At 72.1% G+C, this 16,775-nt stretch carries 12 protein-coding genes; 9 read left to right on the top strand and 3 right to left on the bottom strand.

All coding sequences use genetic code 11. The features are described from left to right. Nucleotides 1–4 precede the first annotated feature (4 nt). Nucleotides 5–1,816 (bottom strand): hypothetical protein, encoded by a 1,812-nt coding sequence (locus AB0J42_RS10840; RefSeq protein WP_364291340.1) that lies wholly within the window; start codon nucleotides 1,814–1,816, stop codon nucleotides 5–7. A gap of 106 nt (nucleotides 1,817–1,922) precedes the next feature. Here AB0J42_RS10840 and AB0J42_RS10835 point away from each other — a divergent pair, with 106 nt between their 5' ends. From AB0J42_RS10835 to AB0J42_RS10815, 5 genes are all read left to right on the top strand, one after another. Beyond that, nucleotides 1,923–3,707 (top strand): hypothetical protein, encoded by a 1,785-nt coding sequence (locus AB0J42_RS10835; protein WP_364291337.1) that lies wholly within the window; start codon nucleotides 1,923–1,925, stop codon nucleotides 3,705–3,707. A gap of 128 nt (nucleotides 3,708–3,835) precedes the next feature. Further along, nucleotides 3,836–3,970: a hypothetical protein gene (locus AB0J42_RS10830; protein ID WP_364291334.1), complete on the top strand. Its 135-nt coding sequence runs from the start codon at nucleotides 3,836–3,838 to the stop codon at nucleotides 3,968–3,970. A gap of 12 nt (nucleotides 3,971–3,982) precedes the next feature. Further along, complete coding sequence (locus tag AB0J42_RS10825; RefSeq protein ID WP_364291331.1) at nucleotides 3,983–4,777, top strand: glycosyltransferase; 795 nt, start codon at nucleotides 3,983–3,985, stop codon at nucleotides 4,775–4,777. A gap of 7 nt (nucleotides 4,778–4,784) precedes the next feature. Further along, nucleotides 4,785–5,906, top strand: coding sequence for a glycosyltransferase family 4 protein (locus AB0J42_RS10820; RefSeq protein ID WP_364291328.1), 1,122 nt, complete (start codon nucleotides 4,785–4,787; stop codon nucleotides 5,904–5,906). After that, a complete protein-coding gene (locus AB0J42_RS10815; protein ID WP_364291325.1) occupies nucleotides 5,903–9,973 on the top strand; it encodes an alpha-(1->3)-arabinofuranosyltransferase family protein in 4,071 nt (1,356 codons plus the stop codon). The genes AB0J42_RS10820 and AB0J42_RS10815 overlap by 4 nt, the downstream gene beginning before the upstream one ends. Here AB0J42_RS10815 and AB0J42_RS10810 read toward each other — a convergent pair. Next, on the bottom strand, nucleotides 9,897–11,048 hold the full coding sequence (locus tag AB0J42_RS10810) for an acyltransferase (RefSeq protein WP_364291322.1): 1,152 nt from the start codon (nucleotides 11,046–11,048) through the stop codon (nucleotides 9,897–9,899). The two genes, AB0J42_RS10815 and AB0J42_RS10810, sit on opposite strands and share 77 nt — an antisense overlap. A gap of 155 nt (nucleotides 11,049–11,203) precedes the next feature. On the opposite strand from AB0J42_RS10810, the gene AB0J42_RS10805 reads away from it, so the two are divergent. Next, complete coding sequence (locus AB0J42_RS10805) at nucleotides 11,204–12,112, top strand: DUF3068 domain-containing protein (RefSeq protein ID WP_364291319.1); 909 nt, start codon at nucleotides 11,204–11,206, stop codon at nucleotides 12,110–12,112. Nucleotides 12,113–12,277: 165 nt separating this feature from the next. Beyond that, entirely contained in the window at nucleotides 12,278–13,384 is a 1,107-nt protein-coding gene (locus tag AB0J42_RS10800) for a nitronate monooxygenase family protein (protein WP_364291316.1), read from the top strand. Here AB0J42_RS10800 and AB0J42_RS10795 read toward each other — a convergent pair. Then, a complete protein-coding gene (locus AB0J42_RS10795) occupies nucleotides 13,381–14,190 on the bottom strand; it encodes a crotonase/enoyl-CoA hydratase family protein (protein ID WP_364291313.1) in 810 nt (269 codons plus the stop codon). The two genes, AB0J42_RS10800 and AB0J42_RS10795, sit on opposite strands and share 4 nt — an antisense overlap. Before the next feature lie 124 nt (nucleotides 14,191–14,314). Here AB0J42_RS10795 and AB0J42_RS10790 point away from each other — a divergent pair, with 124 nt between their 5' ends. Together AB0J42_RS10790 and AB0J42_RS10785 are read left to right on the top strand one after the other, a co-directional pair. Beyond that, the gene (locus AB0J42_RS10790) at nucleotides 14,315–15,862 is read left to right on the top strand and encodes an acyl-CoA synthetase (RefSeq protein ID WP_364291310.1); all 1,548 of its coding nucleotides are present in this window, start codon (nucleotides 14,315–14,317) and stop codon (nucleotides 15,860–15,862) included. Nucleotides 15,863–15,880: 18 nt separating this feature from the next. After that, a complete protein-coding gene (locus AB0J42_RS10785) occupies nucleotides 15,881–16,774 on the top strand; it encodes an OB-fold domain-containing protein (RefSeq protein ID WP_364291307.1) in 894 nt (297 codons plus the stop codon). Nucleotide 16,775: the final 1 nt, after the last annotated feature.

The raw sequence follows: 16,775 nt of genomic DNA, 5'->3' as shown, positions 1-16,775 counted from the left end.
CCTCTCACGGCAGCACCGGCCGGGCCGGGACCGGCGTCCCGTCCTCGGCCGGCGCCGGCTTCCCGGCCCTGATCTCGCCGACGCACGCGGTCGTCCCGCCCGTCGTCCGCAGCCCCAGCTCGGCGCCCTCGCCGTGCAGGGTGGCGTACGTCGCGCCGAGGTCCCGGCCCGCCCGGATCTCCGCCGTCCCCACGCCCAGCCGGACGACGAGCGCGGCCTCCGCCGCGTTCAGGTACGAGACCTGCACCGTCCACTCGCCGCCCGGCAGCGCCCCGGGCAGCGGGAAGACGACCTCCTCGGCGCCGACGGGCGTGCAGGACTCGCCGCCCGGCACGATCACGCCCTCGATCTCCACCGGGACGAGCCGCCCCAGATCGTCGAAGACGAGCGGGGCGACGACCGGGCCCGACAGCTTCTCCGTCCAGCTCACCCGGCCGGGCGCGAGCGGGCCGAGGATTCTGGACGTTCGCGCGTACTGGAAGAAGAAGCCCGGGTTGGCGACCTTGTCCGGTACGGGAGTGTCCAGCACGACCGAGCCCTGGGGGACGCGGGTCAGCGCGGTCGTGGCCGTCACCACGTAACTCTTGACGTTCCGGCCGAGCGGCAGCGCGGTGAAGGCCGTCACCGACCAGACCGCGCCCGCCGCGCAGACCGCCGCCAGCGGCACCCAGGCCAGGCGCCACCGGGGCGGCGGGCGCAGCCACGGGCGCTCCTCGCCCAGCACCGGGATGAACGCCAGGCCGAGCACGATCGCGGCGACCACCGAGGTGGACGCGATGTACCGGAGCTCGAAACCGCTCAGATCGGGCCCCAGCGCCTCCACCCGCCCCAGCAGGACCGGGACGACGTCCGCCAGCAGGAAATAGCCGAGCAGCGTCAGCCAGGCCAGCCACGCCCGCCTCCGATACCGCACCGAGAACCCCACCACCGCCGCCCCGGCCGCCAGAGAGGCCCAGATCAGCGGCTCCGGGGTCGCCGCCAGCGCGTAGTCCTCGCCGATCGGCTGCCACCGCCACGGGCCGCCCAGCGACGTGGGCACCAGCGAGCCCGAGAACATCCGCCACGTGGCCGCCGCCGCCAGCCCGGCGTCCGGCAGGGCGGGCCGCACCGTGTCGTTCGTGAGCTGCACCGACGTGAACAGCTGGTGGAAGAAGACCACCGAGTACGCCGCGAGCACGCCGCCGTACAGCAGCCACACGCGCGCCATCCGGTCCCGCGCCAGCCAGCCCAGGGTCAGCACGAAAGCCAGCACCAGGATGAACGGCGACTTCACGTAGAACGCCATCGCGAACACCGTCCAGCCCACCGCCGCCATCGCGTGCCGCCACCGCCGCGTGCGGGTGTAGTGGACGTGCGAGGCCAGCGCCATCGGCAGCGCCACCTGGAACGGCATCGCCCCCAGCACCACCGACCACCACGACAGCGACGGGATCGTCATCGGCGTCAGCAGGAAGAACCCCAGCGGCACCAGGATCGCCGGGCGCGACCCGAACAGCACCCGCAGCAGCCGCAGCAGCGCCAGCCCCGCCGCCGCCAGCAGGCACATCGTGACCAGATGAGCCAGCGCGTCGTCGTACTCGCCCAGCCGGGCCATCGACCACTGGACCGCGAACGGGCCGGGGGCCAGGTGGCCGTAGTCGACCCGCATCAGGTATTCCCAGGTCAGCTGCTGTTCCAGGCCCCTGGCCATGAACATGAAGTCGTCCTGGCGGAAAAACGTCCGGCGGACCAGCTCGTACTTCCACACCAATTGGGCGGCCACCATCAGCAGCCCCGCGGCGAGCACCCAGTCCCCGCGCTCACCTCTCGCGACCACGGCCGCCCCTCCTGACTCCCGCCCCACGCGACAGCATGACGGAAAGGTCCCCTACGTGGCGAGATGCAGGGAAAAAGCAGTCATTGAGGTGTGATGTCATAGCTGGATGTCACACCAGGCCAGAGCCGCACTGGCCGGCGGCGCCCTCGGTCTCGCCCTCGGGATCCTCGCCCTCGGGCCCGCCCTGGGCTGGGGATTCGTCCTGCTGCAGGACATGGTCTTCGTCCCCGACCCGGCGTTCTCCCTCTTCACCTTCGGGCTCGCGGGGGGCGCGCCGCGCGTCGTCCCCAGCGACGCCGTGGTGACGGCGCTCTCCCAGGTGCTCCCCGGGGAACTGGTCCAGAAGCTCATCCTTCTGTCGATCTTCGTCCTGGGTGCGTCGGGCGCCGCCATCCTCGTCCCCGCCCCCTTGGCGCCCCGCCTGGTCGCTGCCTCCTTCTACATCTGGAACCCGTTCGTCGCCGAACGCCTCCTGATCGGCCAGTGGGCACTCCTCCTGGGCTACGCGGGCCTTCCCTGGGTCGTCCACGCCATCTCCCAGGGCCGCCGCCTCGCCGTCTCCCTCCTCCCCGCCGCAACGGGCGGCTTCGCGGCGATGCTGGTCACCACCGTCACAGCCCTCCCTGTGGCCGCCTTCCTTGATCGCGAGGCCCGAGGAAAGAGCCAGGACGGAGATTCGAGGAAGGCCGATGGTAAGGACTCGGGGACGAGCCTGCCCACGCGCGGAGTGCGGGCGGAGGATGTCCGAGATTCAGAGGAGGGCCTGCCTGGGCGCGGAGTGGGGGCAGGGGGCGATGGTGTAGTCGCCCGGCGGTCTTCTCTCAAGCGCTGGGGGGCGTTGTCCGGGTGGGGGAGGGGGTTGCGGGTTGGGGTGGTGCTGGTCGGGTTCTGTTCGCCTTGGCTGGTGGCGGCGGCGCTGAGGCCTGCGGGGCTTGAAGGGGATCCGGTGGGGGTGGAGGCGTTCGCGTCGCGGGCCGATACGCCGTTCGGGGCGGTGGGGAGTCTGCTGTCCCTGGGTGGGATCTGGAATGCGAACGCGGTTCCTGCCGGGTACGACGGGGTGGTGGGGGCGACGGCGCGGTTGTTGCTCTCGGTGGTGGGGATCGCGGGGTTCTGGTGGCTGGGGCGGCGGCTGGCTTATCGGAACGGGCTCGTGGTGGCGGGGGTGGTCGGGTTCGTGATCGGTGCCGCCGGGGTTACCGAGGCCGGGCGGGCGGTGCTGAAGTGGCTGGTCGGGGTCTGGGGCGGGTTCGCGGTGTTCCGGGACGCGCAGCAGTATGTGGCGCCGGTCGCGTTGATGGCGGCGGTGGGGCTGGGGTTGCTGGCGGCGGCTGCTGTCCGGGAGCGTCCGGTCGAAGTGGAGGGCCGGGCGAAGCAGCGGGTGGGGTCGTCCGCGGGCAGGCGGTGGGTGGCTGCTCTGGTCGTGGTGCCGGTGGCGGTGTTGCCGACGATGGCGTGGGGGTGTCTGGGGGCGCTGGAGGCGGTGGCGTATCCGCGGTCGTGGTACGAGGCGCGCGAGGTGTTGCGGGAGGACCCGGGGGCGGGGGATGTGCTGGTGCTGCCGTTCGAGTCGTACCGGAGGTTCGGGTGGAACGGGCATCGGGCGGTGCTGGATCCGGCGCAGCGGTTCTTCGCGGTGCCGGGGCGGCGGGTGGTGACGAACGACCTGGTGCGGGTGGGGGAGCTGGTCGTGCGGAGTGAGGATCCGCGGGCCGCGGAGGTAGAACGTGTACTAGAAGCGGGGTCGCCGGACCTGGCCCACATGGGGTTCCGGTACGTGATTGTTGACGCGGGGACCGTTGAGGAGCGGAAGCGGTTCGCGAGTTGGCTGGCGGATGCCGAGGTGGTGGTCGAGTCCGCGGAGCTGAGTCTGTACAGGTGGGAGCGCTGAGCTGACATCCCGATATGGTGGGTCATCAGGGGATATGTAAAAGTTGGGTCTAGCTACTAGCGAGTAGCAGTAATTGGTTCTAGGTTGGTCCCCAAGCCCCGGACCCCTGCCGCACCAGGAGGAACTCCGTGATCAGGATCCTGTTAGCTGCGATCATCGGCGTCGCCGTGGCCGCACTGGTGACGACGATCACCACGGTCTCCCTCACCGGTTCCACCGCGACGCCCGTCAATCAGCCGCTCTACAACTACGGCACGCGGTAACGGAGCGCCGCGATGCCGCCCTCCTCCTCAGGGGACGCGAGGGCGAGCCGGCGACCACTGCTTGAGATCGTCGTTCCCGCCTATAACGAGGAACGGCGACTTCCCGGGGGGCTCCTGCAGCTGTGCGCGAAGCTTGCCCGCCTGCCGTTCCCGACCGCAGTCATCGTCGTCGACAACAACAGCACGGACGGCACCGCCGACGTCGTCCGGGCCTGGCCGGAAGGTGAGGTCCCGGTCCGGCTGGTGAGCTGCCCGGTGCCCGGGAAGGGAGCCGCGGTCCGCGCCGGGCTGCTGGAGACGAGTGCCCCCTTCGTGGGGTTCTGCGACGCCGACATGGCGACCGACCTGGCCGCCGTCGATGTCGCGTTCGGCCTGCTCCTGTCCGGCGAGCGGGTGGTGATCGGCTCGCGCGCTCACGCGTACTCGAAAGTCGAGAACCGCCACAGCCGGATCCGCGAGATCGGCGCCTTCGGGTTCCGCGCGCTGGCCAGGGTGCTGGTGAACGGGGTGAGCGACACCCAGTGCGGGTTCAAGTTCTTCGACGCGCCGCTGGCCCGCGAGGTGGCGGCCGAGCTGCGGACCCCCGGGTTCGCGTTCGACGTGGAGTTGCTGGCGCGCTGCGCCGCCCGCGGCACGCGGGTGGTGGAGATCCCGGTGAGCTGGCACGACGTGCCCGGCTCGCGGTTCTCGCCGGCCCGGCACAGCTTCGGCATCATGCTGGAGCTGGGCAGGATCTGGCTGCGGCTGCGCGCGGCCCCGCCCGCGCCCATGTGGGAACCCCCGCTCGATCCCGTCGGATACCCGTAGCCGGCCGATGAAGATCGCCGTCGTCAACTGGCGCGACCCCTGGCATCCCGACTCCGGCGGCGCCGAGACCTACGCCTGGGAGATGGCGCGCCGGATGGTCCGCGCGGGCCACGAGGTGTGGTTCGTCACCGCGCGGGCGCCCGGCCAGTCGCGCTCGGAGACCCGTGAGGGAGTACGGGTGCGCCGGATGGGCGGGGTGTTCACCGTCTATCCGCTGGTGCTGCTCTGGCTGCTGGTCAGGCGCGGCCGGTTCGACGGGGTGCTCGACTGCCAGAACGGCATCCCGTTCTTCACGCCGTGGGTGCTGCCGCGCCGTACCCGGGTGCTGCTGGTGGTGCATCACGTGCACGACCGGCAGTTCGGCCTGCACCTGCCGTGGTGGCTGGCCGCGGTGGGGCGGTTCCTGGAGGGGCCGGTGTCGCGCTGGACCTACCGGCGGCACGCCGGGGTGGCGGTGTCGCCGTCCACCGTGCGCGCGATGCGGGAGCGGCTGCGCTGGACCGGCCCGGTTCACGTGGTGCACAACGGGGTGAACGCGACCCCGCCGCCCGAGACCGGGAAGAGCCCGGTGCCGCGGGTGGTCTGCGTCGGCAGGCTGGTCGCGCACAAGCGGGTGGACCTGCTGCTGGAGGCGGCGGCGGAGCTGCGCGAGCGGTGGCCCGGCCTGGTGGTGGACGTCATCGGCCGCGGCCCGGAGGAGGCCGCGCTCCGCGCCCGGCTGCCGGAGGGCGTCACGCTCCACGGCTACCTGCCGGAGGAGGAGAAGGCGCGGCTGGTCGCCTCGGCCTGGGTCCACGTCTCCGCCTCGCAGGGCGAGGGCTGGGGCCTGTGCGTGGTGGAGGCGGCCGCGCTCGGCGTGCCGACCGTCGCGTTCGACGTGGACGGGCTGCGGGACGCGGTACGGGACGGGGAGACGGGCTGGCTGGTGCCCGAGGGCGGATCGCCGGCGTCGGACCTGGCCAAGGGGCTCGGCGCGGCCCTGGACGAGCTGGCAGAGGCAGGCCCAGACGCCTATAACATGAAATGTCGGAAATGGGCCGGACGGTTCTCCTGGGACGCCAGTGCCGACCGCCTCATGGCGTTGCTCACCACGACGCTCACAGGGTCGCTGACAAGGGAGGAGCGGTGACGGACCAGGCCCGGCACCGCTTCTGGCTGCTCCTGTGCTGCGCCGGCTTCGCGATCCTGTCCTTCACCACCAAGCCCGGCCACCTCATCCCCGACACCAAGCTCGACCTGGCGCTCGACCCGATCGGCTGGCTGGAGCGCGCCACCCACCTGTGGGACCTGCAGCACTTCGGCCAGCTCCAGAACCAGGCGGCCGGCTACCTGTTCCCGATGGGCCCGTTCTTCGCCCTCGGCGAGCTGGCGGGTCTCGACGCCTGGATCACCCAGCGGCTCTGGCTGACGGTGCTGTTCTGCGCGGCGTTCCTGGGCGCGGAGCGGCTGGCCGGCAAGCTCGGCGTCGGCACCCCGGGCACCAGGATCGCGGGCGCTCTCGCGTACGCGCTCGCCCCCCGCGCGCTGTCGATCGTCGGCGAGATCTCCGTCGAGTGGCTGCCCGCCGCGATGCTGCCGTGGATCCTGATCCCGCTGCTCACCGCCGCCGAGACCGGGCAGCGGGCCAGGGCGGCGGTGCGGTCGGGGCTGGCCGTGGCGCTCTGCGGCGGGGTGAACGCGGTCGCCGTGCTGGCCGTGCTGGTCGCCCCGGTGCTCTACATCCTCACCCGGCCGCGCCCGGTGCCGCGCTGGCGGCTGCTCGGCTGGTGGACGGGCGCGGTCGCGGTGGCCACCCTCTTCTGGTCGCTGCCGCTGCTGCTGGCAGGCCGGTACGCGTTCTCGTTCCTGCCCTACACCGAGACCTCCGCGGCGACGACGCAGGTCACCTCGCTGACGAACGTGATCCGGGGCGCCTCCGACTGGGTGCGTTTCCTGCCGCTCAGCGGCGTGTTCGAGCAGCCGCCGGGGTTCGCGATCGCGACCTCCGGCGCGATGGTCGCGGTCACCGGCCTCATCGCCGCGCTCGGCCTGGCCGGGCTGGCCCGCCGCGACCTGCCCGCCAAGGGCTTCCTCGTCACACTCTTCCTGGTCGGCACGGCGGCGGTGGCGGCCGGGCACATCAGCGCGCTGGAGCCGGCCGTGGCCGAGCCGGTCCGGTGGCTGCTGGACGGCCCGCTCGCGCCGCTGCGCAACCTGCGCAAGTTCGACCCGCTGGTCCGGCTGGCGCTCGTGTTCGGGCTGGCCCATCTGCTGGCGAGCGTGCTGGGCCGGGCCCGGCTGCCGCTGCGGACGGTGGCGGTGACCGCGTTCGCCGCGCTGGTACTGCCCGTCTTCAACCAGGGGCTGGCGTACCCGGGCGTCTTCAAGGAGGTGCCGGACCACTGGCGGCAGGCCGCCGCCTGGCTGGACGAGAACGCGGGCGACGCCGGCGTGCTGGTGGTGCCCGGTGCGGCGTTCGGCGAGTACGTGTGGGGCCGGCCGATGGACGAGCCGCTCCAGCCGCTGTCCAGCGTGCGGTGGACGGCCCGGCAGATCACCCCGCCCGGCTCGGTGGGGCTGAGCAGGCTGCTGGACGCCATCGACCAGCGGCTGGCCGCCGGGCACGGCTCGCCCGGCCTGACGGAGGTGCTGCGCCGCATGGGCGTCCGGTACGTGGTCGCCAGGAACGACCTGATCCGGGAGGACCTCAAGGGCGCCTGGCCGGCCAGGATCCACGAGGCGCTGACCGAGTCGCCCGGCATCACGAAGGTCCGCTCGTTCGGGGAGCCGGTCGGCGACGTGCTCGGCGACGACGCCGTGGACCTGCTCGACGGCGCGTTCCCCGCGCTCGACCTGTACGAGGTCGAGGACCCGGTGGATCTGGTCACCGCCCAGGACGCGGAGTCGGCGCTGCGGGTCCGCGGCGGCCCCGACTCGCTGCTCGCGATGGGCGACCTCGGGCTGCTCGGCGACGGGCCGATCCTGATGAACGACGACGCCCGCGAGGCGGAGGCGCCGGTCGTGGTGAGCGACGCGCTGCGGCTGCGCGAACGGCACTTCGGGGAGCTGCGCTCCAACATCAGCCCGACCCTCACCGCCGACGAGCGCGCGAACTTCACCGGCGTGCTGGCGCTGGACCTGCTGGAGGACGGCTGGCTGGACGACACCGCCACCGCCGAGTACCGCGGTATCGCGCGAGTCTCCGCCTCCTCCTCGGCCGCCGACGCGGGCGCGCCCGCCGGGGTGAGCGACCCGTCGCGCGGCCCCTGGTCGGCGATGGACGGCGACTCCGGCACCGCCTGGGAGACCGACGGCGCGACCTCGCCCGAGGGCCAGTGGCTCCAGGTCGACCTGCCCTCGCGGCGGGAGGTGCCGCGGGTGCAGGTGATGTTCGCCGGCGAGTTCCTGCTCGGCCAGTCGGTGGGCCGGGTAGCGGTGGAGACCGAGGCGGGCCGCCGGGAGCAGGACGTCGAGCGGACCACGGACCCGCAGTGGCTGACCCTGCCCGAGGGGCCGACCTCGTGGATCCGGATCACGATCCTCTCCGTGCGGCCCGGCGACTGGGCCTACGGCCAGCGCGCCGGGATCGTCGAGCTGAACGTGCCGGGGGTGACGGCGGGCCGCACGATCCGGCTGCCCGGCTCCGGCGACGTGTACGTGATGGACCGCGGACTGGACGCCCGCCCCGGCTGCATGCGCGGCCTGAACCGGTGGGTCTGCAATCCGCCGCGGCTCGCCCGTACCGGAGAGGAGAGTAGCGGCCTCGACCGGACCTTCACCGCGGACGAGGAGCGGGCCGTCACGCTGCGCGGCTCGGCCGTGCTGCGCGACAGCGAGCTCGTCGACCGCTACACCCGGGTCGGCGGCGCGGTGACGCGCGTGTCGGGCACCTCGCAGCTCGGCGAGGACGCGGTGGTCTCGCCCCGGGCGGCGTTCGACGGCGACCTGACGACCACCTGGGTCCCGGCCGACGACGACCGGGAGCCCGCGCTCACCGTCGCCTGGAAGGGCCGGAAGAAGATCTCCGCCATCCAGGTCGGCAGGCCGGGCAGCGACACCGACCCGCTCGACGTGGTGATCACCGGTGACGACGGCGTTTCCCGGGGCGGCCGGGTGGACGAGCGGGGCCACGTAGAGTTCGAGCCGATCGTCACCTCCCAGCTGCGGATCCGCTTCCACCCGATGTCGCGGCGGGTGCAGGTCACGGAGCTGTCCATCCCGGGCGTCGCGAAGGCCGGCACCCCCGGCGACATCCCGCTCCGCCTCGGCTGCGGCGCCGGGCCGCGGGTCGAGGTGAACGGCACCACCGTCGAGACCCGTGTCTCCGGCAGCCACCGGGACCTGCTGGAAGGGCGGCCGGTGCAGATCCTCGGGTGCGAGAAGGCGGAGCTGCGGGCCGGCGACAACCGGATCAGGGTGGCCGGGTGGGACCCGTTCCAGGTGGAGAACCTGGCCCTGGGCGTCCTGCCGGGGAAGGCCCGGCAGGCGCACGCCTCCGCCGCGCCCGGCACCTGGACGCAGGCCGAGCGCGAGGTGCGGGTGAACGCCCCCCGCGACTCCTTCCTCGTGGTCGCCGAGAACTTCAACGCGGGCTGGCGGGCCACGATCGGCGACCGCACGCTCCGGCCGGTCCGGATCGACGGCTGGAAGCAGGGCTGGGAGCTGCCCGCCGGCACCGCGGGCACGGTCAAGCTGGTGTACCTGCCCGACGGCCCGCACTGGCTCGCGCTCGCGGCCGGGCTGGGCGGGATCGCGCTGCTGGCGCTGATCTCCGTCGTGCCGCTCGGCCCGCGCCCCGAGCACGTGCGCACGACCGCGCCGGCGGACCGGTCGCGGCTGTCGCGCTGGCGGGCGCCGTACGCGACCGTGGCGGGACTGGCGTTCGGCTACTGGATCGCGGGCGCGCCCGGCATGCTCGCCCTGGTCGCCGCCGGGGCGCTGACGCTCTGGCTGCGCGGCCGGTGGCGGGGCGCGTACTGGCTGACGGCGGCGGCGTTCTGCGCCGCCGCGGGCACGCAGGCCGTCGCGCTGACCCTGCGCGGGTACGGGATCGAGATCGGAGTGCTGATGGACCTGCTGATGGACCCCGTGCCGCAGCTCGCGGCCTGCGCGGCGGTGGGCGCCCTGTTCGGGCAGCTCGTCACGCGGCGGGAGCCGCCGGCTGAGGAGCCGGAGCCTCGGGCGGCCGGGCAGCTGACCGGCGCCGGCCGAGCGTGAGCGCGACATGCTCGATCAGGTGATAGCTCGCGACGCTGAGCAGCAGCGACACCACGAACGACACCACGGCCAGGCTGGTGAAGTCGCCGGTGAACGGCGGGTCTCCGGTGATCTTCCGGTGCAGGGTGATGACCGGCGCGTGCCACAGGAAGAAGCTGTACGAGATACGCCCCAGATAGGCGAAGACCGGGTTGCCGAGCACCCGGTGGCGGAGCGAGCCGGGGTCGGGCGCGAGGGCGAACGGCGCCACCACGAGGACGGACACGGCCGTCTCCAGGGCCATCCTGAACAGCGACTCGCCGAGGGTCGGCAGGGTGAGCGTGCGCGGCCCGGCCAGCGGCGTGGACAGCACCGCGTACAGCAGGAGGGCGAGCACCAGCAGCTGGGGGGCGAGCGAGCCGACCAGCCTGCTGCCGCCGAGCCAGACCGACAGCACCGCCATCGCCATGCCGCACGCGAAGAACACCAGGTGGTAGGGGAGCCAGAGCGCCAGGTCCGGGATCTCCAGCACCCGGGCGGCCAGCACCGAGGCGACCGAGACCACCGGCAGCACCGCGATGCCGCCGAGCAGCCGGACCGGCACGTCCGGGCCTCTGACCGACCACCGGTGCAGCGCCCAGGCGAGCACCGGCAGCAGCAGGTAGAAGGCCATCTCGATGGGGAGCGTCCACATCTGGTAGAGGCCTTCGGCGCTGTGCAGGCCGGGGACGTAGTTCTGCAGCAGGAGCAGCCAGACCACCCAGCCGGTCCAGTCGAGCGGGGTCCACGCCCACAGCGCCAGCGAGGCGACCAGCCAGTAGACGGGCAGCACGCGCAGCGCCCGGCGCCACAGGTAGAGCCCGGCGCCGGGGAGCGGGCCGCCCTCGATCGCGGCCTTGGCCCACGGCCGGTACAGCAGCAGGCCCGACAGCAGGAAGAAGACGGGCACCGCCATGCCGAGGCGGGACAGCAGCCAGGCGTACATGCCCTCGCCGTACATGACGCCAGTGTTGCTGGCCACGTGGAGCAGCCAGACGCCGAGCGCGGCCAGGGCCCGGATGCCGTCGAGAGCGGCGTCTCTCCTCAGTGGTCTCACCCCCGGTGTCTCTTCGACCAGGCCACGATAGAACATGTTTCTATCGATTTGGTTGCGGCTCCGGGGCGGCCGGTGACGGCGATCACCCACTGTCATACTTTGATCCAGGTCAGACGAAACAGACGACAACGCGTTCTAGTTTTGCGGAGGTCTCGATGGGTCGTATTTCAACGCTCGTCCTCATCGGGCTCGGCGCGTTTTTCATCGCGCTCGCCCCGCTGCTGAAATTCTGGGCGGCCGGGCAGATCATCTCCGCTCCGGCCAACCAGTTCGGCATCTCCCATCTGGAGGCGAAGGGCGCGCAGTACTTCTCGCGCCAGGACCTCAAGGTGCTCGACGCCGACCTGGAGATCATCGTCACCACCCGCGGTGACGTGAAGGACGCGACCGGCGACCGGGTCGTCTGGGACGAGGCCACCGTCGTCAACGACGTGACCAACAGCCGCCGCTCGGTGGACATCACCGACCGGCGCAGCGCCTTCGACAAGTACACCGGCGAGGCCGTGAACTGCTGCGGCGTCAACGTCGCCAAGGAGCCCGTCGAGATGGAGGGCCAGATCTACAAGTGGCCCTTCGACGTGGAGAAGAAGACGTACAAGGTCTTCAACGCCACCGCCAGGCAGGCCTTCGACGCGGAGTTCGTGCGCGAGGAGAAGGTCGGCGGGCTCGACGCGTACGTGTTCGAGCAGATCGTGCCGGCCACCAAGACCGACACGCAGACCATCCCCGCCGACATCCTGGGCGTCGAGGACGCGACCGGAGACGTGCAGGTCGACCGCTGGTACGAGGGCAAGACCACCTTCTGGGTGGAGCCCGTCACCGGCTCGCCGGTCAAGCAGGAGGTCGAGCGGAACGAGGTGCTCAAGACGCAGGACGGCGTCGAGCGCGCCAAGGCCCTGGTCGCCACCGCCAAGATGACCGACGAGACGGTCGGCGAGCTGGTGGCCAACGCCCGCGACGCCAAGAGCCAGATCACCCTCCTGCGCAACACGATCCCGCTGATCCTGCTCATCATCGGCGTCGCGCTGGTCCTGGCCGGCGTGGTGGCCGCCCGCCGCCCCTGAACATTCCCGCCCAGGGCCCGCCGCGCGCGGGCCCTTTTTCTTTTCAGGGACCGTTACAACAGTAAATTGAAACGTGTTCCAATAAAAAGTTACTCACCAGTACAGGCCAAACGTCTATTGGTAGAACGTGTTGCAGTTGAGGGTTCTCGGCCGTATCGTCAGGACATGCGGACCCGTGTGACGGACATGTTCGGAATCGACCTCCCGATCTTCGCGTTCAGCCACTGCCGCGACGTGGTGGCCGCCGTCAGCAAAGCAGGCGGAATGGGCGTGCTCGGCGCCCTCTACTTCACCCCCGAAGAGCTCGAACAGGAGCTCGCCTGGATCGACGACCACGTGGACGGCAAGCCGTACGGGGTGGACGTCGTCATGCCCGCCTCCTATGAAGGCGCCGACTTCCCGGCCGAGGAACTGGTCGGCCGCCTCCAGACGATGATCCCGGAGGGGCACCGGCAGTTCGTCGAGAGCCTGCTGTCCGAGCACGGCGTGCCGCGGCTGTCGGACGACGCCGACGCCGGCCGGGTGCTGCTCGGCTGGACCGACGCCACCGCCCGGCCGCAGGTCGAGGTCGCGCTCCGGCACCCGATCACGCTGCTGGCCAACGCCCTCGGCCCGCCGCCCGCCGACGTGGTGGAGCAGGCGCACGCGCACGGCGTCAAGGTCGCCGCCCTCGCCTCCACCCCGCGCCACGCGCTCAAGCAGGTCGAGGTCGGCGTGGACGTGGTCGTGGCGCAGGGCACCGAGGCGGGCGGCCACACCGGCGAGATCACCACGATGGTGCTCATCCCGCAGGTCGTGGACGCCGTGGACGTGCCCGTGCTGGCGGCGGGCGGCATCGGCAACGGCCGCCAGATGGCCGCGGGCATGGCGCTGGGCGCGGAGGGCGTCTGGACCGGCTCGCTCTGGCTCACGGTCGAGGAGGCCGACACCCCGGAGATGGCCCGCCGCCGCATCCTCGCCGCCACCTCTCGCGACACGGTCCGCTCCCGCAGCTGGACGGGGAAGCCCGCCCGGCTGCTCAAGAACGAGTGGACCGACGCCTGGGAGTCCCAGGAGTCGCCCGGGACGCTGCCGATGCCGCTGCAGTTCATGCTGGTCTCGGACGCGCTGCGGCGCATCGGCCGCTCCGAGGCCGCCGAGCTGGCCACGTTCCCGGCGGGCCAGATCATCGGCATCACCAACCAGGTCCGCTCCACCAAGGACGTCGTCTACTCCCTGGTGGAGGAGTTCGGCGAGGCGCTCGAACGGCTGGACCGCATCACCCGCGACTAGCGGCCGTGGTAGACCGGGGGGCGCTTCTCCCGGAAGGCGCGGGTGCCCTCCTTGGCGTCCTCCGACCCGATCACCGGCCAGCCGAGCTCGTCCGACACCTTCAGCGCCTCCGCCTCGGCGAGGCCCTGGGTGTCGCGGTAGGTGCGCAGGATCGCCTGGACCGCCAGCGGTCCCGCCGCCGCCACCTCGGCGGCCAGCTCGCGGGCGGCCTCCAGCGCGTGGCCGTCCGGCACCACCCGGTTGACCAGGCCCATCGACAGCGCCTCCGCGGCGGTGACGGCGCGGCCCGTGAGGAGGAGGTCCATCGCGTGGCAGTACGGGATCTGGCGCGGCAGGCGGACGGCGCTGCCGCCCATCGGGAAGAGCGCGCGCCTGGCCTCGAACAGGCCGAGCGTGGCCGACTCCGTCACGATCCGCAGGTCGGTGCCGACCAGCAGCTCGGTGCCGCCCGCCACCGCGTAGCCCTCGACCGCGCTGATGACCGGCTTGGTCGGCAGGTCCTCGCGGAGCAGGCCCTTCCAGTGGTAGTTCGCGATCCGCTCGCCGCGCGCCACCACCTCGGGGTCCGACGGGGGTGTGGCCATCGCCTTGAGGTCGGCGCCGGAGCAGAACGTGCCCTCCGCGCCGGTCAGGATCGCCACCCTGACCTCCGGCTCGGCCGACACGTACGCCCAGGCGCTCGCCATGCCGATGAGCATGTCCGAGGAGAGCGCGTTGCGGGCCTCTGGGCGGTTCATGGTCACGACCACCACGTGGTGGTCGCGTTCCACGCGGCAGTGGGGGGTGCTGATCGGCAGAAGCTCCACTCGCTCCTCCTTGAAATCAAGCGCTTGCTCACACCTTAGACGCGGGTTACGCTGCCCGAAAGAAATGAGAACATGTTCTTATTTCGCCGGTTCGGGGCCTCGTACGACCTGGTGAGGAGTACCGATGGGCACGCTCGGCTTCTGGCGGCTGGCGCAGGCGGACCCCGGCTGGATCGCGGCCGTGGACCCCGACGGCACCGAGCACCGGGCCGGTGACCTGCTCGCCCGGGCCAACCGCCTCGTGCACGGCCTGCGCGCTTTAGGGATGCGGACCGGCGACGGCCTCTGCGGGCTGGTGCCCAACGGCGCCGACGGGCTCGTGCTCTATCTCGCGGCCCTCCAGGCGGGCTGGTACTACACCCCGATCAACTGGCACCTGACCGGCCCGGAGATCGCGTACATCCTCGAAGACAGCGAGGCCCGGGCGTTCGTCGCCCACCCCCGGTACGCGGAGGAGGCGGTCCGCGCGGCCGAGGCCGTCGCTCCTGAACGGCGCTTCGCCGTCGCCGGAGACCTGCCCGGGTTCCGCCCGCTGGACGAGCTGACCGAGGGCTTACCGGACACCCCGCCGGACGACCGCACGGCGGGCGCCACCATGCACTACACCTCCGGCACCACCGGCAAGCCCAAGGGCGTGCGCCGCCCGCTCACCGGCCTCGACCCCGACGAGGGGGCGGAGCTGCTGGCGTTCCTGCTCACCCTGTTCGGCGTCACCCCCGGGCAGCCCAACGCCCACCTGGTCACCGCGCCCAGCTACCACACCGCCGTCAGCCAGTTCGGCGGCACGGCCCTGCACATGGGCCACACCCTCGTCTACATGGACCGCTGGGACGCCGAGGAGATGCTCCGGCTCTGCGAGCGCCACCGGGTCACCAGCTCCCACCTCGTGCCCACCCACTTCAAGCGCCTGCTCGCCCTCCCGGAGGAGACGCGGGGCAAGTACGACCTGTCCTCGCTCCGGTGGATGATCCACGCCGCCGCCCCCTGCCCGGTGCCGGTCAAATGGGACATGCTCCGCTGGTGGGGCGACGTGGTCTACGAGTACTACGCGGCCACCGAGGGCGGCGGCACGATCGCCACGCCTGAGGACTGGAAGGCGCACCCCGGCACGGTCGGCAGCGCCTGGCCCATCACCGAACTGCTCATCGCCGACGAGTCGGGCGAACCGCTGCCCGCCGGCACCCCCGGCACCATCTACATGAAGATGCTCGGCGCCTCCTTCGAGTACAAGGGCGACCCGGCCAAGACCGCGGCGAACCGGCTCAAGGACTTCTTCACCGTCGGCGACATCGGCTACCTGGACGAGGACGGCTTCCTGTACCTCTGCGACCGCAAGGCCGACATGATCATCTCCGGCGGCGCGAACATCTACCCGGCCGAGATCGAGAACGAGATCATGATCCACCCCAAGGTCGCCGACGTCGCCGTGTTCGGCGTCCCCGACGACGAGTGGGGCGAGCAGATCAAGGCCGTCGTCGAGCCCGCCCCCGGCGCCGCCCCGGGCCCCGAGCTGGCCGCGGAGCTCCTCGCCTCGCTGGAAGGCCGCCTGGCCAGGATGAAGTGGCCCAGGTCGATCGACTTCATCGCCGAGATGCCCCGCGAGCCCAACGGCAAGCTGCTCAAGCGCAAGCTGCGCGACCCGTACTGGGAGGGCCGCGACCGAGCCATCTGACCACCCCCAGGAGGGCGCATGTCCGATCCGCTGACCGCGGAGCACGTGCTGGAGTTCCCCGGCGGCTACACCCGCTCGACCGGGCCGGTGATCGGCCGGTTCCTCACCGAGCTGCGTGCCGGCCGGATCGTCGGGGTCCGCACCGCCGAGGGGCGGGTGCTCGTCCCCCCTCTTGAGTACGATCCAGCCACCGGCGACGCGGTCACCGGCGAGTACGTCGAGGTCGGCCCGGCCGGGACCGTCACCGCCTGCGCCTGGGTGACCGAACCCCGCCCGGAACACCCGCTCGACCGCCCCTTCGCCTGGGCCATGATCAAACTGGACGGCGCCGACACCGCGCTCGTGCACGCCGTCGACGCGGGCCACCCCAAGGCGATCCGCCCCGGCACCCGGGTCTGGCCGGTGTGGCGGGGCGAACGCCGCGGCGACATCACCGACATCTCCTGCTTCGCCCCCGAGGTCACCAGGATCGTCTCTCCGGTGCGCGCCTCGTACACCCTCAAAGCCGGCGGCGCGCTCGGCGTCTTCCTCGACGGCGTCAGGCGCGGCGTCTTCGTCGGCGGGCGCTGCGCGAGCTGCGGAAAGGTGTACGTGCCGTACCGGCTGTCCTGCCCCGAGTGCGGCATCGCCATCGGCGAGCAGGTCGAACTGCCCGGCACCGGCACCGTCACCACCTTCGCGATCAACAACCTGCCCGACCCGCGCGCCCCCGAAGTGCCCTTCGTCTCCGCGTACGTGCTGCTCGACGGCGCCGACGTGCCCGTGATCGCGCTCGTCGGCGGGATCCCCGCGCACGAGGTGCGGCAGGGCATGCGGGTGCGCGCCGAATGGGTGCCCGAGAGCGAGCGGACCGCGTCCATGGCGAACATCCGGTGGTTCGCGCCCACCGGCGAACCCGATGTGGAGCTGTGAA

The organism is Nonomuraea sp. NPDC049649 (genome assembly GCF_040675175.1).
Classification (GTDB): domain Bacteria; phylum Actinomycetota; class Actinomycetes; order Streptosporangiales; family Streptosporangiaceae; genus Nonomuraea.
This window is presented reverse-complemented; position numbering and strand designations above follow the sequence as displayed.